Annotated in this window: 23 protein-coding genes and 3 tRNA genes; 16 read left to right on the top strand and 10 right to left on the bottom strand. The window is 60.4% G+C overall.

Annotated features, from left to right (window positions below; genetic code table 11):
• Positions 1–81 precede the first annotated feature (81 nt).
• Positions 82–276: a hypothetical protein gene (locus ACUXVH_RS14375; protein ID WP_011062291.1), complete on the bottom strand. Its 195-nt coding sequence runs from the start codon at positions 274–276 to the stop codon at positions 82–84.
• A gap of 248 nt (positions 277–524) precedes the next feature.
• Positions 525–893, bottom strand: a complete 369-nt coding sequence (locus tag ACUXVH_RS14370) for a hypothetical protein (RefSeq protein WP_015636359.1) — start codon at positions 891–893, stop codon at positions 525–527.
• A 249-nt stretch (positions 894–1,142) separates the two neighbouring features.
• Here ACUXVH_RS14370 and ACUXVH_RS14365 point away from each other — a divergent pair, with 249 nt between their 5' ends.
• Positions 1,143–1,961: a shikimate 5-dehydrogenase gene (locus ACUXVH_RS14365; RefSeq protein WP_011062289.1), complete on the top strand. Its 819-nt coding sequence runs from the start codon at positions 1,143–1,145 to the stop codon at positions 1,959–1,961.
• A gap of 110 nt (positions 1,962–2,071) precedes the next feature.
• On the opposite strand, the gene ACUXVH_RS14360 is transcribed toward ACUXVH_RS14365, so the two are convergent.
• Together ACUXVH_RS14360 and ACUXVH_RS14355 are read right to left on the bottom strand one after the other, a co-directional pair.
• Positions 2,072–2,722: a YceH family protein gene (locus ACUXVH_RS14360; RefSeq protein ID WP_093409435.1), complete on the bottom strand. Its 651-nt coding sequence runs from the start codon at positions 2,720–2,722 to the stop codon at positions 2,072–2,074.
• Positions 2,723–2,942: 220 nt separating this feature from the next.
• Positions 2,943–5,462 (bottom strand): flavin-containing monooxygenase, encoded by a 2,520-nt coding sequence (locus ACUXVH_RS14355; RefSeq protein ID WP_065363206.1) that lies wholly within the window; start codon positions 5,460–5,462, stop codon positions 2,943–2,945.
• Between the two features lie 177 nt (positions 5,463–5,639).
• On the opposite strand from ACUXVH_RS14355, the gene ACUXVH_RS14350 reads away from it, so the two are divergent.
• Positions 5,640–6,662 carry an AraC family transcriptional regulator gene (locus tag ACUXVH_RS14350; RefSeq protein ID WP_065363207.1) on the top strand — a complete coding sequence of 341 codons (1,023 nt, stop codon included), beginning with the start codon at positions 5,640–5,642 and terminating at the stop codon, positions 6,660–6,662.
• Between the two features lie 72 nt (positions 6,663–6,734).
• The gene (locus ACUXVH_RS14345) at positions 6,735–7,244 is read left to right on the top strand and encodes a DUF1993 domain-containing protein (RefSeq protein ID WP_011062285.1); all 510 of its coding nucleotides are present in this window, start codon (positions 6,735–6,737) and stop codon (positions 7,242–7,244) included.
• 155 nt (positions 7,245–7,399) lie between these two features.
• Here the strand turns inward: ACUXVH_RS14345 and sstT are convergent, their stop codons facing one another.
• Positions 7,400–8,632 carry a serine/threonine transporter SstT gene (sstT, locus tag ACUXVH_RS14340; RefSeq protein WP_015636354.1) on the bottom strand — a complete coding sequence of 411 codons (1,233 nt, stop codon included), beginning with the start codon at positions 8,630–8,632 and terminating at the stop codon, positions 7,400–7,402.
• Positions 8,633–8,973: 341 nt separating this feature from the next.
• Here sstT and ACUXVH_RS14335 point away from each other — a divergent pair, with 341 nt between their 5' ends.
• A complete protein-coding gene (locus ACUXVH_RS14335) occupies positions 8,974–10,131 on the top strand; it encodes an MFS transporter (RefSeq protein ID WP_445495175.1) in 1,158 nt (385 codons plus the stop codon).
• Here ACUXVH_RS14335 and nhaR read toward each other — a convergent pair whose 3' ends face one another.
• Positions 10,132–11,037: a transcriptional activator NhaR gene (gene nhaR, locus ACUXVH_RS14330; protein WP_011062282.1), complete on the bottom strand. Its 906-nt coding sequence runs from the start codon at positions 11,035–11,037 to the stop codon at positions 10,132–10,134.
• 134 nt (positions 11,038–11,171) lie between these two features.
• Here nhaR and ACUXVH_RS14325 point away from each other — a divergent pair, with 134 nt between their 5' ends.
• Both ACUXVH_RS14325 and ACUXVH_RS14320 read left to right on the top strand, forming a co-directional pair.
• Positions 11,172–11,423, top strand: a complete 252-nt coding sequence (locus ACUXVH_RS14325) for a hypothetical protein (RefSeq protein ID WP_011062281.1) — start codon at positions 11,172–11,174, stop codon at positions 11,421–11,423.
• Positions 11,424–11,453: 30 nt separating this feature from the next.
• Positions 11,454–12,209 carry a TerC family protein gene (locus ACUXVH_RS14320; protein WP_011062280.1) on the top strand — a complete coding sequence of 252 codons (756 nt, stop codon included), beginning with the start codon at positions 11,454–11,456 and terminating at the stop codon, positions 12,207–12,209.
• A gap of 79 nt (positions 12,210–12,288) precedes the next feature.
• On the opposite strand, the gene ACUXVH_RS14315 is transcribed toward ACUXVH_RS14320, so the two are convergent.
• Positions 12,289–12,459 (bottom strand): hypothetical protein, encoded by a 171-nt coding sequence (locus ACUXVH_RS14315; RefSeq protein ID WP_011062279.1) that lies wholly within the window; start codon positions 12,457–12,459, stop codon positions 12,289–12,291.
• A 222-nt stretch (positions 12,460–12,681) separates the two neighbouring features.
• Here ACUXVH_RS14315 and ACUXVH_RS14310 point away from each other — a divergent pair, with 222 nt between their 5' ends.
• Positions 12,682–13,356, top strand: a complete 675-nt coding sequence (locus tag ACUXVH_RS14310; protein ID WP_445495171.1) for a peptidase C39 family protein — start codon at positions 12,682–12,684, stop codon at positions 13,354–13,356.
• A gap of 53 nt (positions 13,357–13,409) precedes the next feature.
• On the opposite strand, the gene pbpG is transcribed toward ACUXVH_RS14310, so the two are convergent.
• Positions 13,410–14,348: a D-alanyl-D-alanine endopeptidase gene (gene pbpG, locus ACUXVH_RS14305; protein WP_011062277.1), complete on the bottom strand. Its 939-nt coding sequence runs from the start codon at positions 14,346–14,348 to the stop codon at positions 13,410–13,412.
• A gap of 282 nt (positions 14,349–14,630) precedes the next feature.
• Positions 14,631–15,485, bottom strand: a complete 855-nt coding sequence (gene folD / locus ACUXVH_RS14300; RefSeq protein WP_011062276.1) for a bifunctional methylenetetrahydrofolate dehydrogenase/methenyltetrahydrofolate cyclohydrolase FolD — start codon at positions 15,483–15,485, stop codon at positions 14,631–14,633.
• Between the two features lie 280 nt (positions 15,486–15,765).
• Between folD and ACUXVH_RS14295 the strand changes: the two genes are divergently transcribed.
• From ACUXVH_RS14295 to ACUXVH_RS14255, 9 genes are all read left to right on the top strand, one after another.
• A tRNA-Arg gene (locus ACUXVH_RS14295) sits at positions 15,766–15,842 on the top strand.
• A 32-nt stretch (positions 15,843–15,874) separates the two neighbouring features.
• Positions 15,875–15,950: transfer RNA gene (locus tag ACUXVH_RS14290), tRNA-His, on the top strand.
• Positions 15,951–16,007: 57 nt separating this feature from the next.
• Positions 16,008–16,092 (top strand) — tRNA-Leu (locus ACUXVH_RS14285).
• A 411-nt stretch (positions 16,093–16,503) separates the two neighbouring features.
• Complete coding sequence (tig, locus tag ACUXVH_RS14280; protein ID WP_401261943.1) at positions 16,504–17,814, top strand: trigger factor; 1,311 nt, start codon at positions 16,504–16,506, stop codon at positions 17,812–17,814.
• 92 nt (positions 17,815–17,906) lie between these two features.
• Positions 17,907–18,542 (top strand): ATP-dependent Clp endopeptidase proteolytic subunit ClpP, encoded by a 636-nt coding sequence (gene clpP, locus ACUXVH_RS14275; protein WP_011062274.1) that lies wholly within the window; start codon positions 17,907–17,909, stop codon positions 18,540–18,542.
• Between the two features lie 112 nt (positions 18,543–18,654).
• Positions 18,655–19,938 (top strand): ATP-dependent Clp protease ATP-binding subunit ClpX, encoded by a 1,284-nt coding sequence (gene clpX / locus ACUXVH_RS14270; RefSeq protein WP_011062273.1) that lies wholly within the window; start codon positions 18,655–18,657, stop codon positions 19,936–19,938.
• Between the two features lie 162 nt (positions 19,939–20,100).
• Entirely contained in the window at positions 20,101–22,497 is a 2,397-nt protein-coding gene (gene lon, locus ACUXVH_RS14265) for an endopeptidase La (protein WP_011062272.1), read from the top strand.
• A gap of 148 nt (positions 22,498–22,645) precedes the next feature.
• Positions 22,646–22,918, top strand: coding sequence for an HU family DNA-binding protein (locus tag ACUXVH_RS14260; RefSeq protein ID WP_011062271.1), 273 nt, complete (start codon positions 22,646–22,648; stop codon positions 22,916–22,918).
• 226 nt (positions 22,919–23,144) lie between these two features.
• The gene (locus tag ACUXVH_RS14255; protein ID WP_011062270.1) at positions 23,145–25,016 is read left to right on the top strand and encodes a SurA N-terminal domain-containing protein; all 1,872 of its coding nucleotides are present in this window, start codon (positions 23,145–23,147) and stop codon (positions 25,014–25,016) included.
• A gap of 69 nt (positions 25,017–25,085) precedes the next feature.
• Here ACUXVH_RS14255 and ACUXVH_RS14250 read toward each other — a convergent pair whose 3' ends face one another.
• Positions 25,086–26,051, bottom strand: coding sequence for an AraC family transcriptional regulator ligand-binding domain-containing protein (locus ACUXVH_RS14250; protein WP_445495165.1), 966 nt, complete (start codon positions 26,049–26,051; stop codon positions 25,086–25,088).
• Between the last annotated feature and the right edge of the window lie 56 nt (positions 26,052–26,107).

Raw genomic sequence — 26,107 nt, 5'->3', positions numbered from 1 at the left:
ACCTTACAAAGCCCCAAGTGCTACGAAAAATCACCCAATCTGATAGTGGACATTGATGCCGGTGCTACCGCAGCCGGCAGTTCAGTCCACCACCTGGTCGAGCATGTGCAGCACTTCCTGCTCGTTGAGCAGGCCCTTGCGCACCAGGTTCTGGGCCAGCAGCGAGAGGAACTTGGCGCTGCGGTGGCCTTCCAGGTGCTTGAGTTCGGTCAGGGCGTCGTACACCCGGCTGGAGGTGCAGAGGCCGGCGACGCGGTGCGGGTTTTGCGTGGGCATGGATTCGTCCTTGTTGTTATGGGCCTGTGGCGAGCGGACTGTGTCGATCTTGTCGTCCTTGAATGACACAAACATGACAGTCGCATGTCGCTCACCGCAGCCGTAGGATCAGTACACTATTGCCGGATTTAAACGCAAATACTGTTCCAGTCACGACATGCTTGAGAATTATTCAGACATTCGGATAGTGGCAAAATGCAACAAGCCCCGCTTTGGGGGCGGGGCCTGTTGTTTGATTCTGCCAGTGCTTACCAGCGGCCGGGACCCGGGCCGTAGTAGTAATGCGGGTGGCCGTAGTAACCGCGAGGTGGCCCGTAGTACACCGGTGCCGGGCGGTAGTAGACCGGTTGCTGCACATAGACCGGTGCCGGCTGGTAGTAGACCGGTGGTGGCGGTGCGGCATAGACCGGCTGCGGTTGGACATACACCGGCGCTTGCTGCACATAGACCGGGCGATCCTGGTTGGCGATCACCGAACCCACTACGGCAGCGCCGACAACAGCACCCAAGGCGGCGGGCCCGACCCAGCCACCACCACCGTGGGCTGAAGCCTGGCCTGCGACAGCGAGTGCACCAATGAGCAAGGCTATCTTGGGGATTTTGGAGATCATGGTCATTCCTCGGTTCAACCCCAGCGTTTATGGTCTGCACCAGACTCAAGAACTGACGCGGGGATACTTCTAAGACAGCGGTTCCTGCGAAATCTGCACAGCCGCTGAGTAAATATTGTGTAAGGTCTGTACCGGTCTCTTTACCGTCATCCCTGGGCGGTGGCGAAGGCCGGTGAACACGCGCCGATATGATCAGGCCAAGCGGCGCGCCAGACCAATCCCGTCCATCTGAAAGTGCCGAGCGAGGAAACCGATATGCAAATGAACCCCAACAAAGACACTCAGTTGTGCATGTCCTTGTCCGGGCGCCCGGGGAATTTCGGCCTGCGTTTTCACAACCACCTGTATGAGCAGTTGGGTCTCAATTTCTACTACAAGGCCTTCAGCAGCCAGGACCTGCCCGGCGCCGTCGCCGGGATCCGGGCGCTGGGCATCCGCGGTTGCGGGGTGTCCATGCCGTTCAAGGAAGACTGCATCGCCCTGGTGGATGAGCTGGATGCCTCGGCCCGGGCCATTGCCTCGATCAATACCATCGTCAACACCAACGGCCATCTCAAGGCCTACAACACCGACTACATCGCCGTGGCGCAATTGCTCGCGGGCCACGGGGTGCCTCGAGAGTCGAGCTTTGCCCTGCGCGGCAGCGGCGGCATGGCCAAGGCCGTGGCCAGTGCCTTGCGTGATGGTGGTTATGCCAACGGGGTGATCGTGGCCCGCAACGAAGTGGCCGGGCGCGCCCTGGCCAGCTCCCTGGGTTATGAGTGGCAGGCCGAGTTGGGCAGCCTGCGGCCGCAGATGCTGATCAACGTCACCCCGATCGGCATGAGCGGCGGGCCAGAGGCGCAGCAGCTGGCGTTCGACGCCGAGGCGATAAAGGCGGCGCAGACGGTGTTCGATGTAGTGGCGGTGCCGCCGGAGACGCCGTTGATCCTGCGGGCCCGGGCCGAGGGCAAGCAGGTCATCACCGGGCTGGAAGTGATTGCCATCCAGGCGCTGGAGCAGTTCGTGCTTTATACCGGGGTGCGCCCGAGCGAAGAGCAGTTCCAGAAGGCCGTGGCCTTCGCCCGCCCCTGAGCCCGAAGCCCTGTCACCGCTGCCGCAGGCCGCGACAAGGTCCGCAGGGCCAGCAGGGCCCTGAAGCCCCTTTCGAGGTCGATCGCAGCCTGCGGCAGCGGCTCCGGGGTTCAGCCTTCGAGTTGGGCCAGGCGCTCTTCCAGGGCAGCGATCCGCGCTTCCAGTTCTTCGATGCGTTCCACTGAAACCGCGCCGCCGGCGCTGCGCTCAACCGGGTTGCTGCGGGCGGCGAGGATTGCCTCGATGTCCGCCGGGTCACCCAGGGCGTGGGTATAACGGTCTTCGCGCTGGCCGGCCTGCCGCGGAATGTGCAGGGCCAGGCCCCGGGCAATCAGGCGTTCGAGCTGGTGCAGGACCTGTTCGCTGTCTTCGAAATCATGCATGCGCCCGCTACGGGTCAGCAGTTCGTTGACCGTCTGCGGGCCACGCAGGAACATCAGGCTGCACAGGATCAGTTGCGCCGGCACCAGTTCCAGGGCCTTGTCCAGGCGCTGTTCCCAGCGGTCGGCGCGGCTGCCCATCACCAGGCGTGTGAAGCCCCGGGCTTCGAGGGCACGCAGGCTTTGCCCGACCTGGCCCTGGGTCAGGTTCATCACCGGTTCGCGGCTGGTTTTCTGATTGCAGGCAATCACCAGGGCGTTGAGGGTCAGGGGATAGGTTTCCGGGCTGGTGGCCTGCTTTTCGATCAACGAACCCAGGATGCGGATATCGGTACTGCTCAAGCGCAGTGCTTCACCGGGTGTGTCGTGCTCGCTGCTCATAAGTGCTGGTCCCTTGGTCACTGATGGATGGATCGTGAAAAAAACGCCACCGGGCGCTGGAACAGCGTCCGGGTTTTCTGCGTGGCCGGGTCGGCCACTTTCGAGGGGCTCTGTTTTACCTCCAGAACCCGGATCTTGCCATCAGAACTTGGCGCGGCCCGCGCCGGCGCCGGTTGACCGGGCCGCCCCCGCCACCATGCTTTGGGCGAGGGCGGCCGGTTCAGCTGGGTTGCGGATCTGTTGCAGGCTGTGTCGTACGGGGTGAGTCGGCTGCCTGCGGGGTTTGGCCCGCGGTCTCCAGGCACTGGCGGGCAAACCGGGCGAGGCCCAGCAGGGCGTTTCTCGCGGAGCGCAGGTAGAACGCCTGCAACTGGAACACATGCCAGCGGCCCTGGTGGATTTCCAACTGGCAAGCCACCCCGGACTGCCTGGCACGCTCAGCCAGGCGCGTGGAGTCGGATAGCAGCAGTTCCTGGTCGCCCACCTGGATCAGCATCGGTGGCAAGCCGCGCAGGTCTGCTTCCAGGGGGCGGTGGCTCAGTGCTTGAACGGGCGCTGCGTAGGCCTTGAGGGCTTGCTCCAGCCAGTCGCGGCGGATCATCGGGTCGGCCTCCTGGCGCGATTGCATGCTGGCGCCGCCCAGGTCCGGATCGGTGACCGGCGACAGCAGCATCAGCCCGGCGGCAATCCCGTCACCACGCTCCTTCAGGGCCAGGGCCAGGGCCAGCACCAGGGCGCCGCCGGCGGAGTCGCCGGCAATCAGCAGCTTGTCCGCCGGGCAGAGCTGGGCGCGGATCGCGTCGTAGCAGGCCAGGCAATCCTCCAGCGCGGCGGGGTAGGGGTGTTCCGGGGCCAGCCGGTAGTCCGGCACCCACACCGCGCAGCCGCTGTCCCTGGCCAGGCGGCTGGTGACGCTGTAGTGAGAGCGCGGGCTGCCCAGGCAGAAGGCGCCACCGTGCAGGTAGAGAATCACCCCCTTGGGCGCCCTGGTTCCGGGTTCGACAATCTGCAACGAGAGCCCGTCCAACTGCATGCTCCGGCGGTTCACGCCCAGGCAGCCGGGCATCAGCCATGACAACCGGTCGACGATCTTGCGCTGGCTGGCCAGGGCCCGGGGCGGGCCGATCAAGGCCCTGAAACTGACCCGCAGGAAAACCCGCAGGAAGGCTGCGTTGGCCCGCTCCAACCAGTCCTGGGGGGCGGCTATGCGTTGCCCGTCGCAGGCTGGGGATTGGGTGTCCAGCGGGCTGGACAGGCGATAGGCCGCCAGCCCGGCATAGCGCGCCAGCCAGCGGTAGGACCAGGTGAAGCCTGGCCAGTTGGTGCTGTTGTGCCCCCGTTCGTCGACATACCAGCTCTTGCAGCCGCTCCACACCGAAGTGGCCAGGCGGCGCTGGATGCCCAGTTGAAAGCGCTGGTGGCGCTGCTCGTCCACTTCCACATGGCTGGCGCCGCTGTCCAGCAGGGCCTGGCGGGCCTGCATGACGTGGGAAATCTGGCTTTCCAGCATATGGATGATGGAGTTGTGGCCCAGGTTGGTGTTGGGCCCGTAGAGCATGAAGAAGTTGGGAAAACCCGGCACGCTGATGCCCAGGTAGGCCGCCGCGCCACCTTGCCAGGCCTGGTTCAGGTCGAGCCCGTCGCGTCCGGTGATGCGCATGGGCGAGAGGAACTCGGTGGCGGCGAAACCGGTGCCATAGATGATCGCGTCCACGGCGTGTTCCTCGCCGTCCAGGGTTTCGATGCCGTGCTCGGTGATCTGCCGGATGCCTCGGGTCAGCAGGTGCACATGGGGCTGGTCGAAGGTCTTGAGGTAGTCGTTGGACAGCAGGATGCGCTTGCAGCCGATGGGGTAGTCCGGGGTCATCTGGCGGCGCAGTTCGGGGCTGGCGACCGAGGTGTGCAGCAGCTTCTTGAACGGGCCACCGACCACCCACTTGGTCAGGCCCTGCAGGCGCGTGAAACCCAAAGCCCGGGATTCGAAGTGCAGGTAGTGGGCCGCACGCACCAGCTTCATCTTCCAGGGTTGGCGCAGGAAGCGCTGCTTTTCCTCGGCACTGTAGGGGTGGTCGGCCTTGGGCATGATGTAGGCCGGTGAGCGTTGGAAGACCTTGAGTTCGGCCACCTGCCTGGCAACCTCCGGGACGAACTGGATGGCCGAGGCGCCTGTGCCGATCACCGCCACCCGCTTGCCCGCCAGGGGATAGTCATGATCCCAGTGGGCGGAGTGGAAGACCCGGCCGCGGAAGCTGGCCATGCCCGGCAGGTCGGGCAGGGCCGGGCGGCTCAACTGGCCGGTGGCGCTGATCAGCAGGCGGGCGGCATGGCGCTGGCCATCGGCGCAGGTGACATGCCAGCAGGCATTGGTGGTATCGAATTCGGCATGGCGCACCTCGGCGCCGAAGCGGATATGGGGTTTGAGCTCATAGACGCCGGCACAATGTTGCAGGTAACCATGGATTTCTGCCTGGGGCGCGAACACCCGGGACCAGTGCGGGTTGGGTTCGAAGGAAAACGAATACAGGTGCGAGGGCACGTCGCAGGCAGCGCCGGGATAGCTGTTGTCGCGCCAGACGCCGCCCACGTCCTGGCCTTTTTCAAGAATGACGAAACGGTGCACGCCCGCCTTGCGCAGGGCGATGGCCATGCCCAGGCCGCCAAAGCCGCTGCCGATGATGATGGCCTCCAGCGGTGTGGCCGAGTCGGGGGCGGGGTGTGTAGCAGGTGCGAATTCGCGCATGACGACCTCGTTGTTATTGTTGTGCGGCGCAGGGTTGATGCTCCCGGGGCCACTTCCTTGTTTCTGCGGTGCAGCCCCGATCAGTGAAGCATGCGGGGAATAAACCGTGGACCCCATGCTGTAACGGGACAAGTGCTTTAGTATTTGGGCCAACACCTTTCTTCACGAGCCGCGCCCATGAGCACTCAGTCGTTCACCCGGGGACCGTCCAGCGCCTTGCTGCTGCTCGGTTTCGGCTGCGAAAAGGGCTTGGCGCCAGCGCGGTTGCTGGCCGGTTGCGGGCTGTCCCGGGAGCAGTTGCAAAACCCCAACAGCCTGCTGTCGGCGGCCCAGGAGTTGCGCCTGGCCAGTAACCTGCTGGCGCTGCTCGGCCAGCCCCGGGGCCTGGGGTATGCAGTGGGTGCGCGTTATCACTTCTCCACCTATGGCCTGTTCGGCTACGGCCTGATCAGCAGCGCCACCCCGGCGGATGCCCTGGCCCTGGCCTTGCGCTTCCTGCCGCTGACCTATGCCTTTGCCGAGATCGGCTACCGGCTGGAGCCGGGGCTCGGGGTGCTGACCTTTGCCGAGCCTCGGGTGGCGGACCCCTTGTTGGCGCAGTTCCTGTTACAGCGGGACATGGCGGCCGCCGCGACGCTGATGCAGGAAATAGTCGGTGCGGATTTTCGCCTGCTGCGTTTCGGTCGCAGTGTCAGCCCTGAGCTGGAAGGGGACGAGCCGGCGCAGATTCTCGGGGTGCCCGCCGACTATCGGGCCGACGCCAATAACCTGGCCTTCGACCGGCGTTTCCTGCACCGGCCCTTGCCCCAGGCCAACCCGCTGACGGTGGCCATGTGCGAGCAGATGTGCGCGCAGTTGCTGGAGCGGCGACAGGCCCATCAGGGGGTTGCCGCGCTGGTCCGCCAGCACCTGGATGCCCTGCCGGCGGCAAGCGTACCGGACTTGCCGGCCATGGCCCGGCTGCTGTGCACCAGCGTGCGGACCTTGAAGCGACGCTTGCAGGAGGAGGGCACCTGCTATCGGCAGGTACTGGCCGGGCATCGAGGCGCCCGGGCCCTGGAGTTGCTGGGCAATCCGCGGCTGAGCCTGTCCCAGGTTGCCGAAAGGCTTGGCTTCAGTGACCTGTCGAGTTTCTCCCAGAGCTTCAAGCGCTGGTTCGGCGTGGCCCCCAGCGTGTATCGCCAGGAGCGCTGCGGATAAAGGCCCCGTGCTGGCGTGCTGTGGCTATAATCGCTGCTCGCTGTATTCCCGCCATTCCCTGTCGAGACTGTCATGACTATTTCCCTGTACGCCGCTTCCGTTCCTGTCTTCAAGCAAATGCTCAATGCCTTGAGCGACGTGCTGCACAAGGCCGAAGCCCACGCCACGGCGAAGAACATCGAGCCCAACGCCCTGCTGCAGGCGCGCCTGTACCCGGACATGTTCCCGCTGGTGCGCCAGGTGCAGATCGCCGTGGACTTCGCCAAGGGCGTATCGGCGCGCCTGGCCGAAGTCGAGCTGCCCAAGTACGACGACACTGAAACCACCTTCGCCGACCTGCAGGCGCTGATCGCCAAGGTCCTGGCCTTTATCGACGGCATCCAGCCGGCGCAGATCGATGGCAAGGAAGGCATCGAGATCGTGACCCGTCCGGGCACCCCGAAAGAGAAGCGCTTCAGTGGCCAGTCCTACCTGCTGACCTACGGCCTGCCGCAGTTCTTCTTCCACGTCACCACCACCTACGCAATCCTGCGTCACAACGGTGTGGAAGTGGGCAAGCGCGACTATATGGGCGCGTTCTAAGGCGTTTGGCTACGAGGTTCTCGTAGCGCACAAAAAAGCCCGGCCAGGTTGACCCTGGCCGGGCTTTTTTGTGGCTGCTGCCGCAGGCTGCGAACGGTCCGCAGGGAGCGGGTTCGGCAGTGGCTACAGGGCCATGCCGATCCGGGATGTGCGCATCAGGCCGAGGCTTGCGCCTTGTCTTCCTGGGCCATGCACGCGGCGGCGGTGAAGAGTACGTCGGTGGAGGAATTCAGCGCGGTTTCCGCCGAATCCTGCAGCACGCCGATGATGAAGCCTACGGCCACCACCTGCATGGCGATTTCGCTGGGAATGCCGAACAGGCTGCAGGCCAGGGGAATCAGCAGCAGCGAGCCGCCGGCCACGCCGGAAGCACCGCAGGCGCAGATGGCCGCGACCACGCTGAGCAGCACGGCGGTGGGCAGGTCGACGGCGATACCGAGGGTGTGCACGGCGGCCAGGGTCAGCACGGTAATGGTGATTGCCGCGCCGGCCATGTTGATGGTGGCGCCCAGCGGGATCGACACCGAGTAGGTGTCTTCATGCAGGCCCAGGCGCTTGCTCAGTTCCAGGTTGACTGGAATGTTGGCCGCCGAGCTGCGGGTGAAGAAGGCGGTGATGCCACTTTCGCGCAGGCAGGTCAGCACCAGCGGGAAGGGATTGCGGCGGATCTTCCAGAACACGATCAGCGGGTTCATCACCAGGGCCACGAACAGCATGCAGCCGATCAGGACCGCCAGCAGGTGCAGGTAGCCGAGCAGGGCGTTGAAGCCCGAGGTGGCCAGGGTCGAGGCCACCAGGCCGAAGATCCCCAGGGGCGCAAAGCGGATCACCACGCGCACGATGACGGTCACCCCGTTGGAGAGGTCATCGAGCACGGTGCGGGTGGTCTCGCCGGCATGGCGGATGGCCACGCCCATGCCAATGGCCCAGGCCAGGATGCCGATGAAGTTGGCGTTCATCAGGGCGCTGACCGGGTTGTCCACCACGCTCAGCAGCAGGCTTTGCAGCACTTCGGTGATCCCGCCGGGCGCGCTGATGGCCACGTCGTGGGTGGACAGCACCAGGGCGGAAGGAAACAGGCTGCTGGCGATCACCGCCACCACGGCGGCGGCGAAGGTGCCCAGCAGGTAGAGCACCAGGATCGGCCGGATATGGGTTTCCTGGCCGTGCTTGTGGTTGGCGATGGAGGCCATGACCAGCACGAACACCAGGATCGGGGCCACGGCCTTGAGCGCCGAGACGAATACCTTGCCGATAAAGGTGGTGGATTTCGCCACCTCCGGTGCCAGCAGTGCCAGGGCGATACCGGCGATCAGGCCGATAACGATCTGCGTGACCAGGCTCAGGCGTTTGAGGGAATGCAGAAAGGAAGGGGGTGAAGCGCTCATAGCGGTATCTCTGTTTTTTTTAATGTGCGGAGCCTGCCGGTCGCCAGCGCCGGTGGTTGAACCGCCAGGCACAGACGCAGTCTGAAAAGGCGACGGGCGATCGAGACGTTTGAAGGGTAGACGAACTCGACAGGGCCTGTTTTCAGCAGGGGGCGGACTTTATCACAGCAGGCCGGGGTTACCGCGTCGATGTGACGATCTGCCACTTGCCCCTTGCAGAGCCGTGCACGCGGTGGTTGCCCGGAGCCGGGCGCACTCTGTTAAGATTCGCCATCCCCTTTTTCTATCCAGTCAGCGGGCCCTTCGGGCTGTCGCTGCTGTCGCTGTTTCTGGAGTTCTGCATGCTGTTGCCCATCCTGCTGTTGTCGGCCGCCGGTTTTACCGTGCTGACCACGGAGTTCATCATCGTCGGCCTGTTGCCGTCGATTGCCCGCGACCTGCAGGTCAGCGTGTCCCAGGCCGGGCTGCTAGTGACCCTGTTCGCCTTTACCGTGGCTGCCTTCGGGCCATTTCTGACCGCCTACTTCGCGCGTTTTCCCCGCAAGAAGCTGTTTATCAGCGTGCTGGTGATGTTCGGCCTGGCCAATACCCTGGCGGCGCTGGCGCCGAACATCTGGGTGATGTCCCTGGCGCGGCTGGTGCCGGCCCTGGGGTTGCCGGTGTTCTGGGCCCTGGCCAGCGAGACGGCGGTGGACATCGTCGGCCCGGACTACGCCGGGCGGGCGATTGCCAAGATCGGCTTCGGCATTGTCTGCGCCACGGTGTTCGGGATTCCCGTGGGCACCCTGATTGCCGATGCGTTCGGCTGGCGCAGCGCCTTCGGCATCCTGGCGGTGGTGGCGTTCGCCAAGGCCCTGTTGCTGTTTATCTACCTGCCGCAAACCCGCCAGCACAACGAGCAGGTGAGCTTGCGGGCGCAGTTTCGCATCCTGCGCGGCCCGCTGATGCAAGGGCATGTGCTGCTGTCGATCCTGGTATTTAGCGGCATGTTTACTGCCTACACCTACCTGGCGGACATACTCGAGCGCCTGGCCGGGTTCGACGGTGCATTGGTGGGCTGGTGCCTGATGGGCTTTGGCGCGGTGGGCCTGATCGGCAATTCCCTGGGCGGCCGGGCGGTGGACCGTCACCCGCTGATCGCCTCCATGGTGTTCTGCGCACTGATGATCGGCGGCATGGTAGCCCTGGTGCCGAGCATTCATTCGACCCTGGGGCTGGCAGCGGCCATGGCCATCTGGGGCGTGACCCAGGCGGCGATGTTCCTGGTGAGCCATGTGCGCTTGATCAAGGCGGCTCCCCAGGCGCCGGCCTTCGCCGCTTCGTTGAACATTGCCGGGGCCAACCTGGGCATTGGCCTGGGGGCAATGGTCGGCGGCCGGGTGATCGATACCCTGGGCCTGGGCAGCCTGGGGTTCGCGGCCTCGGGTTTCATTCTGCTGTCGATCGCCCTGGCGCTGCTGCTGATGAAGCTCAAAGCGCCGAGTGCCTGCGTTTCCTGATCAGAGATTGAGGGGCGTGAACAATTCTCGTCGCGCCCCTTCGGTAATGGCCACGATGCCGGGGTGCTTGACCTTGCGCTCCACGGAAATGGCGTAGAACGACTCGGCCACGGCATCGGTCTGGCCAATCAGTTGCACTCCGTACTGGTGCATGACCTCGTCGGCAATCACGCTGGGGGCGATGAAGATTCCACTGCCGGATTGGCCAAAGGCCTGCATCAGGGCGCTGTCGTCGAATTCACCGATGATCCGTGGCTGCAACTGTTGCTCGGCGAACCAGCGCAGCAGGCGGCTGCGGACCACGGTTTCCTGCCCGGGAATCAGCAGTGGCGCGCCGTGCAGCCCCCGGGGGAAGTCAGCGCCGTGCCGTCGCGCCAGCTCCTCGGTGGCGAAGAAACTGATGCCGCATTCCCCGAGCTTCTGGCTGTAGCCCTTGATGTCCAGGTGCGAGGGCATCGGGCTGTCGGAAATCACCAGGTCCAGGCGCTGGATGGCCAGGTCCGCCAGCAGGCGTTCGAGCTTGTCTTCGCGACAGGTCAGGCGGATCGGCTCGCTGAGCTCCATGGTCGGGGCGATCAGGCGATAGACGATGGACTTGGGCACCACATCCGCCACGCCGACCCGGAACTGGATCTGCTGTTCGTCGGGGCGGGCGCGGAGCATGGCTTCCAGCTCGCCCCCGAGCTGGAACATCTGCTCGGCGTAGGGCAGGGCCTGGCGTCCGGCTTCGGTCAGCTCCAACTGGCGGCCAACCCGGCGAAACAATTCGATGCCGTAAGTCTGTTCCAGCAGGCTGATCTGGCCGCTGATGGTTTGCGGGGTCAGGTTCAACTGGTCGCAGGCGCGGACGATGCTGCCGGTCTTGGCCACAACCCAGAAATAATGCAGCTGGCGGTAGTTGAGCATGGGCACATTCAGTTCGTAAAAAACGAAGTATAACTGCTAAAAAAACGAATTTTCCTGAAGTATCACTCTCTTTAGAATGCCTCGCTATCGCCGGGGCCCTACTTGGTCCCGTCCGTTCTATCGAGGAATACGGCATGTCTTTCAAAACCTTGGGCGCAGCGTCGCTGCTGGCCCTGTCTATGCTGACCCTGGCGGGTTGTGACCAGGCGGAAAAAAGTGCGCAGCAGATGCTGGGCAAGGCGGCGGAGTCGGCCAAGCAGGCCATCGACGATACCCACAAAGCGGCAGAACAGGCGCTCAGCGATGCGACTCAGAGCGTGACCGGCAAGGAAAAGCCAGAGGACGACAGCGAGAAGAAACCAGCGCCTGCGTCCCAGGAAATCTGATCTTTCATACAACCGAGTCAGGATTGACCCATGGATTACCTTTTACAGCTCGCTGCAAGCCCCACCGCCTGGGTCGCCCTGGCCACCCTGGTGGTGATGGAGATCGTGCTTGGCATCGATAACCTGATCTTTATCTCCATCCTCACCAACAAGTTGCCGCAAAAGCACCGGGCCAAGGCACGACGCATCGGTATCGGCATGGCCTTGATCCTGCGCCTGGCGCTGCTCAGTACCATTGCGTTCATCGTCCAGCTCACTGAGCCGGTGATTGAAGTGATGGGGCAGAGTTTCTCCTGGAAGGACATGATCCTGATTGCCGGTGGCCTGTTCCTGGTGTGGAAAGCCACCACGGAAATCCACCACAGCATGGACCCTGAACCTGAGCAGGCCAAGAACGAGACTCCGGGCGTGGCTATCGGCTTTGCCGCAGCGATCGGTCAGATCCTGTTGCTGGACATGGTGTTCTCCATCGACAGCATCATTACTGCAGTCGGCATGACCGAGCATTTGCCGATCATGATCATTGCCGTGGTGGTGTCGGTACTGGTGATGCTGCTGGCGGCCGAACCGCTGGCCAAGTTCATCAATGACAACCCGACCGTGGTGATGCTGGCCCTGGGCTTCTTGATCATGATCGGCATGACCCTGATCGCCGAAGGTTTCGGCGCCCATGTGCCCAAGGGCTATGTGTATGCGGCGATGGCCTTCTCGGCGGCCATTGAGAGTCTCAACATGCTGGCCCGCCGGGCCCGGCAGAAGCGTCAGGCGGCCCATAGCGACGCTTGATCCGCAGCCATGACTGGCGGCCGCCTGTACTCCTTGGAGTCAGGCGGCCGCTTTGTTTCAGGGGTAGGGGAAACCTTGATCAGTGGGCAGCGGCAGGACGCCGGGCGCTCTTTCCAGCCTTGATAGCGGGGGCTGCTTGCCGGGGCTGATGGTGGTGGCGGCGGGTGATGCGCAGCACGCCCCAGAGCATAGCGGCGGCTACCGCCAGCCAGCCGAGGATCAGCATCAGGATGGTCGTTGTCAGGCTCATAAGTGCCTCCTTTATGCCCCGTGCGGGGCACACACTCTTAACAATCGACAGTCTAGTAGCCTGTGTGTTTCAAGCTATTGACCAATAGTCGAGAGTCTTCGAACACTTCGCTCTATGGTTTTCAATTAACTGGCGCCTAACGCTATACCCTTGCCCGCGGGCGCCCTATTATCAGGGCCCCAGCCGGAGGCGGGTCGCCCGGTGTCTGAATAGAGAGCAAAGATGGTGCGGGTATTTCCTCGGTTTCGAGTGGCGCTGCTGGCCAGCGCCTGTGTCTTGGCCCTGGCCGGTTGTGCCGGTAGCGTGCAGTCTGACATCCAGCGCCTGCCGGAACGTGTCGAACTCAACAGCGTGCCGTCTTTCCGTGGCCAGATGTACCAGAGCGGCCCAGGTGCACTGGCCAGCATGCTGTCGCAGCAGGGCGTGGTGATCACGCCCGGTCTGCTGGACAAGCCATTGCATCTGCCGGGTGCCGAGGCGCAGTTGCAGCAGAACATGCAGAACCTGGCGCGTGAATACGGCATGGTCGTCTATCCCCTGGATAACCAATTGTCGGCGTTGCTGACACAGGTGGCGGCGGGTTACCCGGTGCTGGTGCGCTTTACCGAGGGTTCGACATTCTGGGCTGAGCCGCGCTATGCCGTACTGGCCGGCTACAACCGCGACAAGCAGACAGTGCTGTTGCGTGGGGCGAAAAGCCGTCGGCAACTGATGAGCTTCAGCGAGTTCGAGTCATCCTGGAAGAGTGCCGGCAGCTTTGCGGTACTGATCCAGGCTCCCAACCAGTTGCCGGCCAAGGTGGATCGCCAGCGTTGGTTGAAAGCCGTCAATGAATTGGCCCAGGCCGGCCAGGAGCAGGCGGCAGCCCGGGCGAGCAAGGCACTGGACAGTCATTGAGTGTGCTACAGACAACAACGGCGCCTGAGGGCGCCGTTGTTTTTTGCCGGGTATCAGTGTGAGGCCTGGGGAGCGGCGACCTGACGGTTCTTCAGGTTCTTGTCCGCTTTGTAGCGCAGGGCGACGTCCGGTACCGAGCCGCTCTTACCGGTCTCGACCCAATTGCGGATGCGGCTGGCATCGGCGAAGTGGGTGTATTTGCCGAAGGCATCGAGAATCACCAGCGCTACCGGGCGATTACCCATGCTGGTGACCAGCACCAGGCAGTGGCCGGCCTGGTTGGTAAAGCCGGTCTTGGTGATCTTGATGTCCCATTTTTCCTTGTTCACCAGATGGTCGGTATTACGGAAGCCCAGGGTGTAGTTGGGCTTGCGAAAGGCTACGGTCTTTTCCTTGGTGGTACTCAGTTCGCTGAGCAGCGGGTACTTGCGCGAAGCCACCAGCAACTTGCTCAGGTCACGGGCGGTGGAAACGTTGTGGATCGACAGGCCTGTAGGCTCCACGTAGCGGGTGTGGGTCATGCCCAGGGACTTGGCCTTGGCGTTCATTGCTGCGATGAACGCCGCGTAGCCGCCCGGGTAGTGATGGGCCAGGCTGGCGGCAGCGCGGTTTTCCGAAGACATCAGGGCGATCAGCAGGGTGTCCCGGCGGCTCAGCTCACTGTTGAGCTTGACCCGGGAGAACACCCCTTTCATTTCCGGGGTATCGCTGATGTTCATGGAGATGTATTCGTCCAGGGGCAGCTTGGCGTCCAGGACCACCATGGCGGTCATCAGCTTGGTCACCGAGGCGATGGGGACTATCACGTCCGGGTTGCTGGAATAGATGACTTTGTTGGTCTGCAGATCCAGCAGCAGGGCGCTGCCGGACGCGATATGCAATTGTGAAGTGTCTCTTGGCGCCGCGGTGGTTTCGCTGGCGTCGACGCTGTGCGCGATCAGTGTGCCGGACACAGCAAACAACAAGCTGAGAATGGAGAGACGAATTTTCACGCGGGCGGACTCGATAAAGAATGGATATGCCGTTGGGTAACGGGCTTTCTGGGAAAAACGTTACATTTTATGAGTATGGCTGAAGAACTGTCGATTGTTCTTCCACGGTCAGCCGAAAGCCCTTAAAAATAAAGAAAAAACACGTTTTTTTCCTGAACGGTAGGGCTTTGCGCAGCAATGGGCGTGGGCTAAGAGTCAGGGGTGATAAAGAGCCCGGGTGGCCTTTAATTTCAGAATAAAAAAACCCGCCATTGGCGGGTTTTCTGTTGCGGGGCAGCAAACTCAGCTGTGCAGCGATTCGGCTGCGTACAGCGTGTTTTCCAGCAGGCAGGCGCGGGTCATGGGGCCGACGCCACCAGGTACTGGAGTGATCCAGCCGGCGCGGGGCAGGGCGGTTTCATACACCACATCACCCACCAGCTTGCCGTCGTCCTGGCGATTGATGCCAACGTCGATGACGATTGCGCCTTCCTTGATCCACTCGCCCTTGACCAGGCCCGGCTTGCCGGCGGCTACGACTACCAGGTCGGCACGGCCGACATGACCAGCCAGATCCTTGGTGAAGCGGTGGGTCACGGTCACGGTGCAACCGGCCAGCAGCAACTCCATGGCCATCGGGCGACCAACGATATTGGAAGCGCCGACAACCACTGCATCCATGCCGTACAGATCGGCACCGGTGCTTTCCAGAAGGGTCATGATGCCCTTGGGGGTGCAAGGGCGCAGCAGTGGAATGCGCTGGGCCAGGCGACCGACGTTATAAGGATGGAAACCGTCCACGTCTTTGTCCGGGCGAATACGCTCCAGTAATAGAGAAGCGTCCAGGTGCTCGGGAAGCGGCAACTGCAGCAGGACGCCATCGATGTTCGGGTCATCGTTGAGGCGGTCGATCAAGCCGGCCAGGTCCTCTTGAGTGGTGTTGGCGGGCAAGTCATAGGCTTGGGAAAGGAAGCCGACCTCTTCGCAGTCTTTACGCTTGTGCGAGACATAAACTTGAGAGGCCGGGTCGCTGCCGACCAGAATCACCGCGAGGCCTGGAGTACGCAGGCCTTGCTGGCGACGCTCGGCGACGCGTTTGGCGATCTGCTGGCGCAGGCTAGCGGCGATCGCCTTGCCGTCGATTAGTTGTGCAGTCATGACGCGTGATTAACCATCGAGAGGGTGAGAAAAAGAGAACGCATTCTCGCATGTCGGAACGTGAGGGCAAAGGCGCTTGGTCTGCAAATTCCCCTAAGCCCTTTAATTAAATGAATTTTTTTCAAAAAAGAGTTGACGACCTAACGGACCGTCTATAACATTCGTCGCACTTGTCGGGCACAGCCTAGCACTGGTTAAGAAGGTCGGGCAGAGTTGATGTTTAACTCGTAACGACTGAAAGCAATTAGTTTGTAATCGTTAAAGAATACAGATTAATAAGGCGCCCGTAGCTCAGCTGGATAGAGCATCCGCCTTCTAAGCGGATGGTCGCAGGTTCGAGTCCTGCCGGGTGCGCCATTAGGCAGCTTTGGCACAAGTAACGCAATATGGTGGGCGTAGCTCAGTTGGTAGAGCACAGGATTGTGACTCCTGTTGTCGTGGGTTCGATCCCCATCGTCCACCCCATATTCGAAGAAGGCGCCAGATTAATAGTCTGGCGCCTTTGCTTTAAAAGCTTGTTACGCGGACGTGGTGGAATTGGTAGACACACTGGATTTAGGTTCCAGCGCCGCAAGGTGTAAGAGTTCGAGTCTCTTCGTCCGCACCAATAAAGTAGCTAGTTAATAGCAGATAACGGCGCAGCACCTGAAAAGGGCTGCGCCGTTTTCGTTTCTGGATTCGATACCTCTAAGTGGCTGCATCCGATGAGCCGGTTGAGTGGCAGAATGTTGTCCTTTGGTCGTTGAAGGTTCCGGGTTTCAGCTATTGGCTGGCGTTTTTCAGGGGTGTGCTGAACGACTCCTTCTATATATAGAAGGGTTGAAGTAGAGGCCCTGGTTTGGTTCGCAATATTTGCTCTCATGGCGAGGCTCAATCCTTTGTCCCCGCCTTCACATTGCCGGCGGTTTTTTACCCGTTTTCAGTAGGGTGACTTCTTGAGTTTGACCCTCTAGAATGCATGCCCTTGATTCTGGGGTCGGAAAACGGCCGGCTAACGTCTGTGCAACGAGGAATATCCATGCAAGTTTCTGTTGAAAATACTTCTGCTCTTGAGCGCCGCATGAGCATCACCGTGCCGGCTGAGCGCATCGAGAGCCAGGTCAACAAGCGTCTGCAGCAGACTGCCCAAAAGGCCAAGATTCCAGGCTTCCGTCCTGGCAAGGTTCCAATGAGCGTGATCCGTCAGCGTTATGAGGCTGATGCGCGTCAAGAAGCAGTAGGTGATGTGATCCAGGCTTCCTTCTATGAAGCCGTTGTCGAGCAGAAACTGAACCCTGCCGGCGCTCCTTCGGTCGAGCCTAAAGTGCTGGAGAAGGGCAAGGACCTGGAGTACGTTGCCACTTTTGAAGTGTTCCCAGAGTTCACTGTTGCCGGTTTCGAAAACATCGCCGTTGAGCGCCTGAGCGCTGATGTGGCTGATGCCGACCTGGATAACATGCTGGAAATCCTGCGCAAGCAGAACGTGCGTTTTGAAGTGGCCGATCGTGCTGCGCAGAACGACGATCAACTGAACATCGATTTCGTTGGCAAGGTCGACGGTGAAGTCTTCGCTGGCGGTTCGGCCAAGGGTACCCAGCTGGTGCTGGGCTCGGGTCGCATGATTCCTGGCTTCGAAGAAGGCCTGGTAGGCGCCAAGGCGGGTGAAGAGCGCGTCCTGAATCTGACCTTCCCTGAGAACTATCAGAACCTGGACCTGGCCAACAAGGCCGCCGAGTTCACTGTGACTGTCAATAGCGTTTCCGAGCCTAAGCTGCCTGAGCTGACCGAGGAGTTCTTTGCTCAGTTCGGTATCAAGGAAGCAGGTCTGGAAGGCTTCCGCGGCGAAGTTCGCAAGAACATGGAGCGCGAGCTGCGTCAGGCCATCAAGTCCAAAGTGAAGAATCAGGTCATGGACGGTCTGCTGGCCTCCAACCCGATCGAAGTGCCGAAGGCGCTGCTGGACAACGAAGTTAACCGTCTGCGCGTTCAAGCTGTCCAGCAATTCGGTGGCAACATCAAGCCGGATCAACTGCCAGCCGAGCTGTTCGAAGAGCAGGCCAAGCGTCGCGTGGTACTGGGTCTGATCGTTGCCGAGGTTGTTAAGCAGTTCGATCTGAAGCCTGATGAAGACCGCGTTCGCGAGCTGATCCAGGAAATGGCTTCGGCTTATCAGGAACCTGAGCAGGTCGTGTCCTGGTACTACAAGAACGAGCAGCAATTGAACGAAGTTCGTTCGGTTGTGCTGGAAGAACAAGTTGTGGATACTGTTCTGCAGAAAGCTAGCGTGACCGACAAATCGGTCTCCTACGAAGAAGCGGTCAAGCCGGTAGAAGCACCTCAAGCCGACTGATTTTCTTCTCGTTCGAAGCACACACCATAAGCCAGCCTTCGCGCTGGCTTATGCGTATTCAAGACGTGACTATTTGGGAGTGACTGCAGAGCATGTTCCGTAATTCGTATATTCAGCAGAACTCTGATATCCAGGCCGCAGGCGGCCTGGTCCCGATGGTTGTCGAGCAGTCCGCTCGTGGCGAGCGCGCCTACGACATCTACTCGCGCCTCCTCAAGGAGCGAGTGATCTTTCTGGTGGGCCCTGTAGAGGACTACATGGCCAACCTGATCTGTGCGCAACTGCTGTTCCTTGAAGCGGAAAACCCGGACAAGGACATCCATCTCTATATCAACTCCCCGGGCGGTTCGGTGACAGCCGGCATGTCGATCTACGACACCATGCAGTTCATCAAGCCTAACGTTTCAACCACTTGTATTGGCCAGGCATGCAGCATGGGCGCGTTCTTGCTGACAGCCGGTGCTCCAGGCAAGCGTTTCTGCCTGCCAAACTCCCGAGTGATGATTCACCAGCCACTGGGCGGTTTCCAGGGCCAGGCATCGGATATTGAAATCCATGCCAAGGAAATCCTCTTCATCCGTGAGCGTCTCAACACGCTGATGGCCAAGCATAGCGGGCGCACCCTGGAAGAAATCGAGCGCGATACCAATCGCGATAACTTCATGAGCGCCGAAGCTGCGCGTGAGTACGGGTTGATCGACGAAGTCATCAACCAGCGCCCCGCTTAAAATAAGCAGCTCAAAATAGGCATGGTCGGTTGTTCCGATCAGTGGCGGGCTTGAAAAAGCCCGCAATAGCCTTCATCTTGTGTTGCAAGCCTATCGGATTTGGATCGAACGAATGACTGACACCCGCAACGGCGAGGACAACGGCAAACTGCTTTATTGCTCCTTCTGTGGCAAAAGCCAGCATGAAGTGCGCAAATTGATTGCCGGCCCCTCGGTCTTTATCTGCGACGAGTGCGTCGACCTGTGCAATGACATCATCCGTGAGGAGGTGCAGGAAGCACAGGCCGAGAGCAGCGCGCATAAATTGCCTTCGCCTAAAGAAATCAGCGGCATCCTTGATCAGTACGTGATTGGTCAGGAGCGTGCAAAAAAGGTTCTAGCAGTAGCGGTGTACAACCACTACAAGCGTCTGAACCAGCGTGACAAGAAGAGTGACGACGTCGAACTTGGCAAGAGCAACATCTTGCTGATCGGCCCTACAGGTTCGGGTAAGACGCTGTTGGCCGAAACCCTGGCTCGCCTGTTGAATGTACCTTTCACCATCGCCGATGCCACTACCCTGACCGAAGCCGGTTATGTGGGGGAAGACGTCGAGAACATCATTCAGAAGTTGCTGCAGAAGTGCGACTACGACGTAGAGAAGGCCCAGATGGGCATTGTCTACATCGATGAGATCGACAAGATTTCCCGCAAGTCTGACAACCCTTCGATTACCCGGGATGTTTCCGGCGAAGGCGTTCAGCAAGCCCTGTTGAAGTTGATTGAAGGCACGGTTGCCTCCGTTCCTCCGCAAGGTGGTCGCAAGCATCCGCAGCAGGAATTCCTGCAGGTCGATACCCGTAACATCCTGTTCATCTGTGGTGGTGCGTTCTCGGGTCTGGAAAAGGTTATTCAAAACCGTTCCACCAAGGGCGGCATCGGTTTCAACGCAGAAGTTCGCAGCAAGGAAGAAGGCAAGAAAGTCGGTGAGTCCCTGCGTGAAGTCGAGCCTGACGATCTGGTCAAGTTCGGTCTGATCCCGGAATTCGTCGGTCGTCTGCCTGTCCTGGCGACCTTGGATGAGTTGGACGAAGCGGCATTGATTCAGATCCTCACCGAACCGAAGAACGCCTTGACCAAGCAGTACGCCAAGTTGTTCGAGATGGAAGGTGTTGACCTGGAGTTCCGTACCGATGCCTTGAAGTCCGTCGCCAAGCGAGCCCTTGAACGCAAGACTGGTGCTCGTGGTCTGCGCTCCATTCTTGAAGGTGTTCTGCTCGACACTATGTATGAAATCCCCTCGCAGTCCGAGGTGAGTAAAGTAGTGATCGACGAAAGCGTTATTGAAGGCAAGTCCCAGCCACTGTACATCTATGAGAACAGTGAGCCGACGGCCAAGGCAGCGCCAGACGCGTAAGCGTCGCGCTGTTGGAATGAAAGAAGGGGCCTTCGGGCCCCTTTGTTTTTAGCGCCTTAAAGTGCTGTCTTTGAGCTTGTTTTTTTTCCAGGCAGCCCCCATCTTGGTTTCAAGCTTACTTCCATCTGTTTACGGCCTTACGGCCGCCGTAGAGGCGAAATCATGAAGACAACCATCGAATTGCCTCTCCTGCCATTGCGTGATGTTGTGGTTTATCCGCACATGGTTATCCCGCTGTTCGTGGGGCGCGAGAAGTCGATCGAAGCCCTCGAGGCAGCGATGACGGGCGACAAGCAGATTCTCTTGCTGGCGCAGAGAAACCCTGCTGATGACGATCCCGGTGAAGATGCACTCTATCGCGTAGGTACCATTGCGACTGTCTTGCAGTTGCTCAAATTGCCTGATGGCACCGTCAAGGTATTGGTTGAAGGCGAACAGCGTGGTGCTGTTGAGCGCTTCAGCGAAGTTGATGGCCATTGCCGTGCCGAAGTCTCCCTGATTGACGAAGTCGATGCTCCTGACCGTGAGTCGGAAGTGTTTGTTCGCAGTCTGCTTTCCCAGTTCGAGCAGTACGTGCAACTGGGCAAGAAGGTCCCTGCCGAGGTGTTGTCGTCCCTCAATAGCATCGATGAGCCAAGCCGCCTGGTGGATACCATGGCTGCGCACATGGCGTTGAAGATCGAGCAGAAGCAGGAAATCCTCGAGATCATCGATCTGTCCGCTCGGGTCGAGCATGTCCTGGCATTGCTGGACGCCGAGATCGATCTGCTGCAAGTGGAAAAGCGCATCCGTGGTCGCGTCAAGAAGCAAATGGAGCGCAGCCAGCGCGAGTACTACCTGAATGAGCAGATGAAGGCCATTCAGAAAGAACTGGGTGATGGCGACGAAGGGCACAACGAAATCGAGGAGCTGAAAAAGCGTATCGATGCCGCAGGCCTGCCAAAAGACGCGATGACCAAGGCTCAGGCCGAACTGAACAAGCTCAAGCAGATGTCGCCGATGTCTGCCGAGGCTACTGTTGTTCGCTCGTATATCGACTGGCTGGTTCAGGTGCCGTGGAAGGCACAGAGCAAGGTTCGTCTCGATCTGGCACGTGCCGAAGATATTCTCGATGCCGACCACTATGGCCTGGAAGAGGTCAAGGAACGGATTCTCGAATACCTCGCCGTACAGAAACGGGTGAAAAAGATTCGTGGCCCGGTACTGTGCCTGGTAGGGCCTCCTGGGGTGGGTAAGACCTCCCTGGCGGAGTCGATCGCCAACGCTACCAACCGCAAGTTCGTACGCATGGCCCTGGGTGGCGTGCGTGACGAGGCGGAGATTCGTGGTCATCGTCGGACTTATATCGGTTCGATGCCAGGAAGATTGATTCAAAAGATGACAAAAGTGGGGGTGCGCAACCCACTGTTCTTGCTCGACGAAATCGACAAGATGGGCAGCGATATGCGCGGTGATCCGGCCTCGGCATTGCTCGAGGTGCTGGACCCCGAGCAGAACCATAATTTCAACGATCACTACCTGGAAGTCGATTACGACTTGTCCGATGTGATGTTCCTCTGCACCTCCAACTCGATGAATATTCCGCCGGCCTTGCTGGACCGGATGGAGGTAATTCGTCTGCCTGGCTACACCGAGGACGAGAAGATCAACATCGCGGTCAAGTACCTCTCGCCCAAGCAGATTCAGGCCAACGGCCTGAAGAAGGGCGAGCTGGAATTCGAGCCGGATGCGATCCGCGACATCATTCGCTACTACACCCGCGAGGCCGGTGTACGCGGCCTGGAGCGGCAGATTGCCAAGGTTTGCCGCAAGGCGGTGAAAGAGCATGCGATGGAAAAGCGCTTCTCGGTGAAGGTCACTTCCGACCTGCTGGAGCACTTCCTCGGCGTGCGCAAATTCCGCTACGGCCTGGCCGAGCAGCAAGACCAGATCGGTCAGGTGACCGGGTTGGCATGGACTCAAGTGGGCGGTGAACTGCTGACCATCGAAGCCGCTGTGGTTCCGGGCAAGGGTCAGTTGATCAAGACCGGTTCCCTGGGCGATGTGATGGTCGAGTCGATCACTGCAGCACTGACCGTGGTGCGCAGCCGGGCCAAGAGCCTGGGCATTCCCCTGGACTTCCACGAGAAGCGCGACACCCATATCCACATGCCTGAAGGGGCGACCCCGAAAGACGGCCCCAGCGCTGGTGTAGGCATGTGCACGGCGCTGGTTTCGGCGCTGACCGGCATTCCGGTGCGGGCTGATGTGGCAATGACGGGGGAGATCACCCTGCGTGGTCAGGTATTGGCTATCGGCGGGTTGAAAGAGAAATTACTCGCCGCTCATCGGGGTGGAATCAAGACAGTGATCATTCCGGAAGAGAATGTTCGCGATTTGAAAGAAATTCCTGACAATATCAAGCAGGATCTGCAGATTAAACCGGTTAAATGGATTGACGAAGTCCTGCAAATTGCGCTGCAATACGCGCCGGAGCCCTTGCCGGATGTGGCTCCCGAGATAGTCGCAAAGGACGAAAAACGCGAGTCTGACTCTAAGGAAAGAATTAGCACGCATTAGTACGCATTAGCCTGGGGGGCTTCCTTGACAGCTTTTTAGAGCCCTTGTTATAAAGCGGCTCTTAAGTGTCTGTAGGCCATTCAGCACTCGTTTTTGCTTTCACCAAAAAACTTAGAATCATACTCATAGATATATAAGGGGACTTAGAGTGAACAAGTCGGAACTGATTGATGCTATCGCTGCATCTGCTGATCTCCCGAAAGCTGCTGCTGGCCGTGCGCTGGACGCAGTAATCGAATCCGTTACTGGCGCTCTGAAGGCCGGTGACTCTGTGGTGCTGGTTGGTTTCGGTACTTTCTCCGTAACTGATCGTCCAGCGCGTATCGGTCGTAACCCACAGACCGGTAAGACTCTGGAAATCGCTGCTGCTAAAAAGCCAGGTTTCAAAGCCGGTAAAGCACTGAAAGAAGCCGTTAACTAAGTTTCTTCAGGGTCTTTGCCCATCCGGGTCGGGGTCATGCCTGATCTGGCAGCGGGGCGCTAGTCAACCGGTCTACCACCGGTTCACGCCGAGGGTCGCGGGTTTAACCTTCGTCCGCTCCGCCAGTTACGAGAAGGCGCATCCTCGGATGCGCCTTTCTTCTATCCGGACTCTACCCACGCTCCACGGTTGCTCAAATTGAAGTACAACCGTTTCTGGGGGACGCATGCTGCAGAATATCAGGGACAATTCACAAGGCTGGATTGCCAAAACCATCATCGGGGTTATCGTCGCGCTGTTGGCGTTGACGGGATTCGATGCCATTTTCAAGGCCACTACCCACAATCAGGACGCGGCCAAGGTCAACGGTGAGGAAATCACTCAGAACGAGTTGAGCCAGGCCGTCGACATGCAACGTCGTCAGTTGATGCAGCAGCTGGGCAAAGACTTCGATGCCTCCCTGTTGGACGAGAAGATGCTGCGCGAAGCTGCTCTCAAAGGGCTGATCGACCGCAAGCTGTTGCTGCAAGGTGCGCAGGATTCCAAGTTCGCGTTCTCCGAAGGTGCGCTGGACCAGGTCATTCTGCAAACGCCGGAGTTCCAGGTTGATGGCAAGTTCAGCCCCGAGCGTTTCGACCAGGTGATCCGTCAACTGGGTTACACCCGCCTGCAATTTCGCCAGATGCTGACTCAGGAAATGCTGATCGGCCAGGTACGCGCCGGTCTGGCAGGCAGCGGTTTTGTCACCGACGCCCAGGTGCTGGCATTCGCCCGTCTGGAAAAGCAGACCCGTGACTTCGCTTCCCTGACCATCAAGGCCGACCCGGCAGCGGTCAAGCTGACCGACGACGAGGTCAAGGCGTACTACGACCAGCACGCCAAGGAGTTCATGACTCCGGACCAGGTGGTGATTGATTACATCGAATTGAAGAAGGCCGCCTTCTTCGATCAGGTCAGCGTCAAGGACGAGGACCTGCAAGCGCTGTATCAGAAGGAAATTGCCAACCTGTCCGAGCAACGCCGTGCCGCGCACATCCTCATCGAAGTCAATGACAAGGTGAATGAGGCCCAGGCCAAGGCCAAGATCGAAGAGATCCAGGCACGTCTGGCCAAGGGCGAAAGCTTCGAGGCATTGGCCAAGGAGTTCTCCCAGGACCCGGGTTCGGCCAGCAACGGCGGCGACCTGGGTTTCGCAGGTCCTGGCGTCTATGACCCAACCTTCGAGAAAGCCCTGTACGCCTTGAACAAGGACCAGGTATCGGCGCCGGTACGTACCGGCTTCGGTTTCCACCTGATCAAGCTGCTGGGTGTCGAAGCGCCGGAAGTGCCGAGCTTCGCCAGCCTCAAGGGCAAGCTGACCCGGGATCTGAAGACCCAGCAGGTCGAGCAGCGTTTCGTCGAGGCCACCAAGCAACTGGAAGACTCGTCGTTCGAAGCGTCCGATCTGGCACAACCGGCCCAGGACCTGAAGCTGACTGTCCACACCTCCGCGCCATTCGGCCGTGAAGGTGGTGACGGCATCGCAGCCAACCGCGCCGTGATACAAGCGGCGTTCAGCACCGAAGTCCTCGATGAGGGTGCCAATAGCACCGCCATCGAACTGGACCCGGAAACCGTGGTAGTGCTGCGTGCCAAGGAACACCGCAAACCTGAGCAACTGCCACTGGAAAGCGTTGCCAGTGCCATTCGCACGCAATTGGCCAAAGAGCACGCCAGTGCCGCGGCCAAGACCAAGGCTGAAGAGCTGATCGCCAGCCTGCGCGACGGCAAGACCGCGCTGAACAAGCCGGTGGATGGCCAGGACTGGAAAGTCGCGCATGCCGTGACCCGTGGCCAGGAAGGGATCGATCCGGCCGTGCTGCAGGCGCTGTTCCGCATGACCAAGCCTGAGTCCAAGGACAAACCGACCTTCACCAGCGTGACCCTGCCTAATGGCAACCTGTTGGTGCTGCAGCTCAATGGTGTCAACGAAGCCGCTGCGCCGACCGAGGAAGAGAAGGCTCAATACCGTCGCTTCCTGGCCTCGCGGGTAGGGCAGCAAGACTTTGCCGCCTACCGCAAGCAGCTGGAAAACCAGGCGGACATCAAGCGTTACTGATGCCTGACCCACAGTGTTGAAAAGACCCCGGCCGCAATGCCGGGGTCTTTTTTTGGGCTGGAAAAAACTTCAGCCAAGGGCGTTCTTCCAGCGTTTGCGTGCATGCAGGTAGGCCGCCTGATCGTTGTAGCCCAACTGCAGGGCAATCTGGGCCCGGGATTCGCCTTGCAGTTGCAGGTGCATTTCCAGCTCGGCGCGGGTCTGGTCGAGCAATTCGCGAAAGCTCAACCCCTGTTCGTCCAGGCGTCGCCGCAGCGTTCGCGGGGTTTGATGCAGTTGCGCGCAAAGGCTTTCCAGGGTTGGTGAGTGGCCGGCGGCCAGGGCCTGGCGACAAGCCGCTGCCACCTTGGCGGCCCAACCGCTCTGTCGCCGGTGCAGGGCCGCCCGTCGATCCAGCTCCTCGCTCAGCAGTTCCAGCATGCCGGCGTGGCGGGTTTGCAGCGGCAGTTGCAGGGTTTGCGGGTCGAAGTAGAAACGGTTGGCCGGGCAATCGAATTCGATCCGCTCGCCGAACCAGTGATGGTACTGCGCGTGATAGGCCGGGCGCGGATGGCTGAAGCAGGCCAGTACCGGCTGCACTGCAAGGCCGATGCCACGGCGCAACTGAGTGATGGACATGACGCCATAGTGCTCGATCAGGTAGCGGCCGAGTGGCGCCGATGTGTCGATATCAACCTCGACACCGGCCCCCCGGGTATCCGTCACCAGCTGTACCCGGTCGGTATCCGAACCCAAGGGCGCGTAGCGCACCCAGAACGCCATGGACGCGGCGACATCCGGACAGTACAGGCTGGCGTGGGCGATCACGTGCCAGTCCTGGGGGGTGAAGCGTTCGAACAGCTTGAGGCCGATGGCCGGCTCCAGCGCTGCCGCGGCGCGCCACAGCTGCTCCAGCTGCAGCAGGTTGTAGTCCTGCTGGGGGCCGGTGTTCTGGTCATCGAGAAAGCGTTGCAGGACTTCACCCAGGCGACCGCGATGGAAACGCGGGGCCATGCCCTTGGCCGGATCTCGCGGAATTCTGTCCAGTTCGCGCATAGAGCGGGCTGCCTTGCTGATCTCTAATGGTGGGGCGATGCCCACAAGGATAAGAG

Source organism: Pseudomonas sp. 8(2025) (assembly GCF_052665325.1).
This window is presented reverse-complemented; position numbering and strand designations above follow the sequence as displayed.

Coding starts and splice junctions, on each gene's coding strand:
- ACUXVH_RS14335 (WP_445495175.1), top strand. CDS start 8,974: ATGCTGTTGCCCATCCTGCTGTTGTCGGCCGCCGGTTTTACCGTGCTG.
- ACUXVH_RS14375 (WP_011062291.1), bottom strand. CDS start 276: ATGCCCACGCAAAACCCGCACCGCGTCGCCGGCCTCTGCACCTCCAGC.
- ACUXVH_RS14325 (WP_011062281.1), top strand. CDS start 11,172: ATGTCTTTCAAAACCTTGGGCGCAGCGTCGCTGCTGGCCCTGTCTATG.
- ACUXVH_RS14370 (WP_015636359.1), bottom strand. CDS start 893: ATGACCATGATCTCCAAAATCCCCAAGATAGCCTTGCTCATTGGTGCA.
- tig (WP_401261943.1), top strand. CDS start 16,504: ATGCAAGTTTCTGTTGAAAATACTTCTGCTCTTGAGCGCCGCATGAGC.
- nhaR (WP_011062282.1), bottom strand. CDS start 11,037: ATGCTCAACTACCGCCAGCTGCATTATTTCTGGGTTGTGGCCAAGACC.
- ACUXVH_RS14315 (WP_011062279.1), bottom strand. CDS start 12,459: ATGAGCCTGACAACGACCATCCTGATGCTGATCCTCGGCTGGCTGGCG.
- ACUXVH_RS14320 (WP_011062280.1), top strand. CDS start 11,454: ATGGATTACCTTTTACAGCTCGCTGCAAGCCCCACCGCCTGGGTCGCC.
- sstT (WP_015636354.1), bottom strand. CDS start 8,632: ATGAGCGCTTCACCCCCTTCCTTTCTGCATTCCCTCAAACGCCTGAGC.
- ACUXVH_RS14365 (WP_011062289.1), top strand. CDS start 1,143: ATGCAAATGAACCCCAACAAAGACACTCAGTTGTGCATGTCCTTGTCC.
- ACUXVH_RS14350 (WP_065363207.1), top strand. CDS start 5,640: ATGAGCACTCAGTCGTTCACCCGGGGACCGTCCAGCGCCTTGCTGCTG.
- clpX (WP_011062273.1), top strand. CDS start 18,655: ATGACTGACACCCGCAACGGCGAGGACAACGGCAAACTGCTTTATTGC.
- ACUXVH_RS14360 (WP_093409435.1), bottom strand. CDS start 2,722: ATGAGCAGCGAGCACGACACACCCGGTGAAGCACTGCGCTTGAGCAGT.
- ACUXVH_RS14345 (WP_011062285.1), top strand. CDS start 6,735: ATGACTATTTCCCTGTACGCCGCTTCCGTTCCTGTCTTCAAGCAAATG.
- ACUXVH_RS14355 (WP_065363206.1), bottom strand. CDS start 5,462: ATGCGCGAATTCGCACCTGCTACACACCCCGCCCCCGACTCGGCCACA.
- folD (WP_011062276.1), bottom strand. CDS start 15,485: ATGACTGCACAACTAATCGACGGCAAGGCGATCGCCGCTAGCCTGCGC.
- clpP (WP_011062274.1), top strand. CDS start 17,907: ATGTTCCGTAATTCGTATATTCAGCAGAACTCTGATATCCAGGCCGCA.
- ACUXVH_RS14250 (WP_445495165.1), bottom strand. CDS start 26,051: ATGCGCGAACTGGACAGAATTCCGCGAGATCCGGCCAAGGGCATGGCC.
- ACUXVH_RS14310 (WP_445495171.1), top strand. CDS start 12,682: ATGGTGCGGGTATTTCCTCGGTTTCGAGTGGCGCTGCTGGCCAGCGCC.
- ACUXVH_RS14255 (WP_011062270.1), top strand. CDS start 23,145: ATGCTGCAGAATATCAGGGACAATTCACAAGGCTGGATTGCCAAAACC.
- lon (WP_011062272.1), top strand. CDS start 20,101: ATGAAGACAACCATCGAATTGCCTCTCCTGCCATTGCGTGATGTTGTG.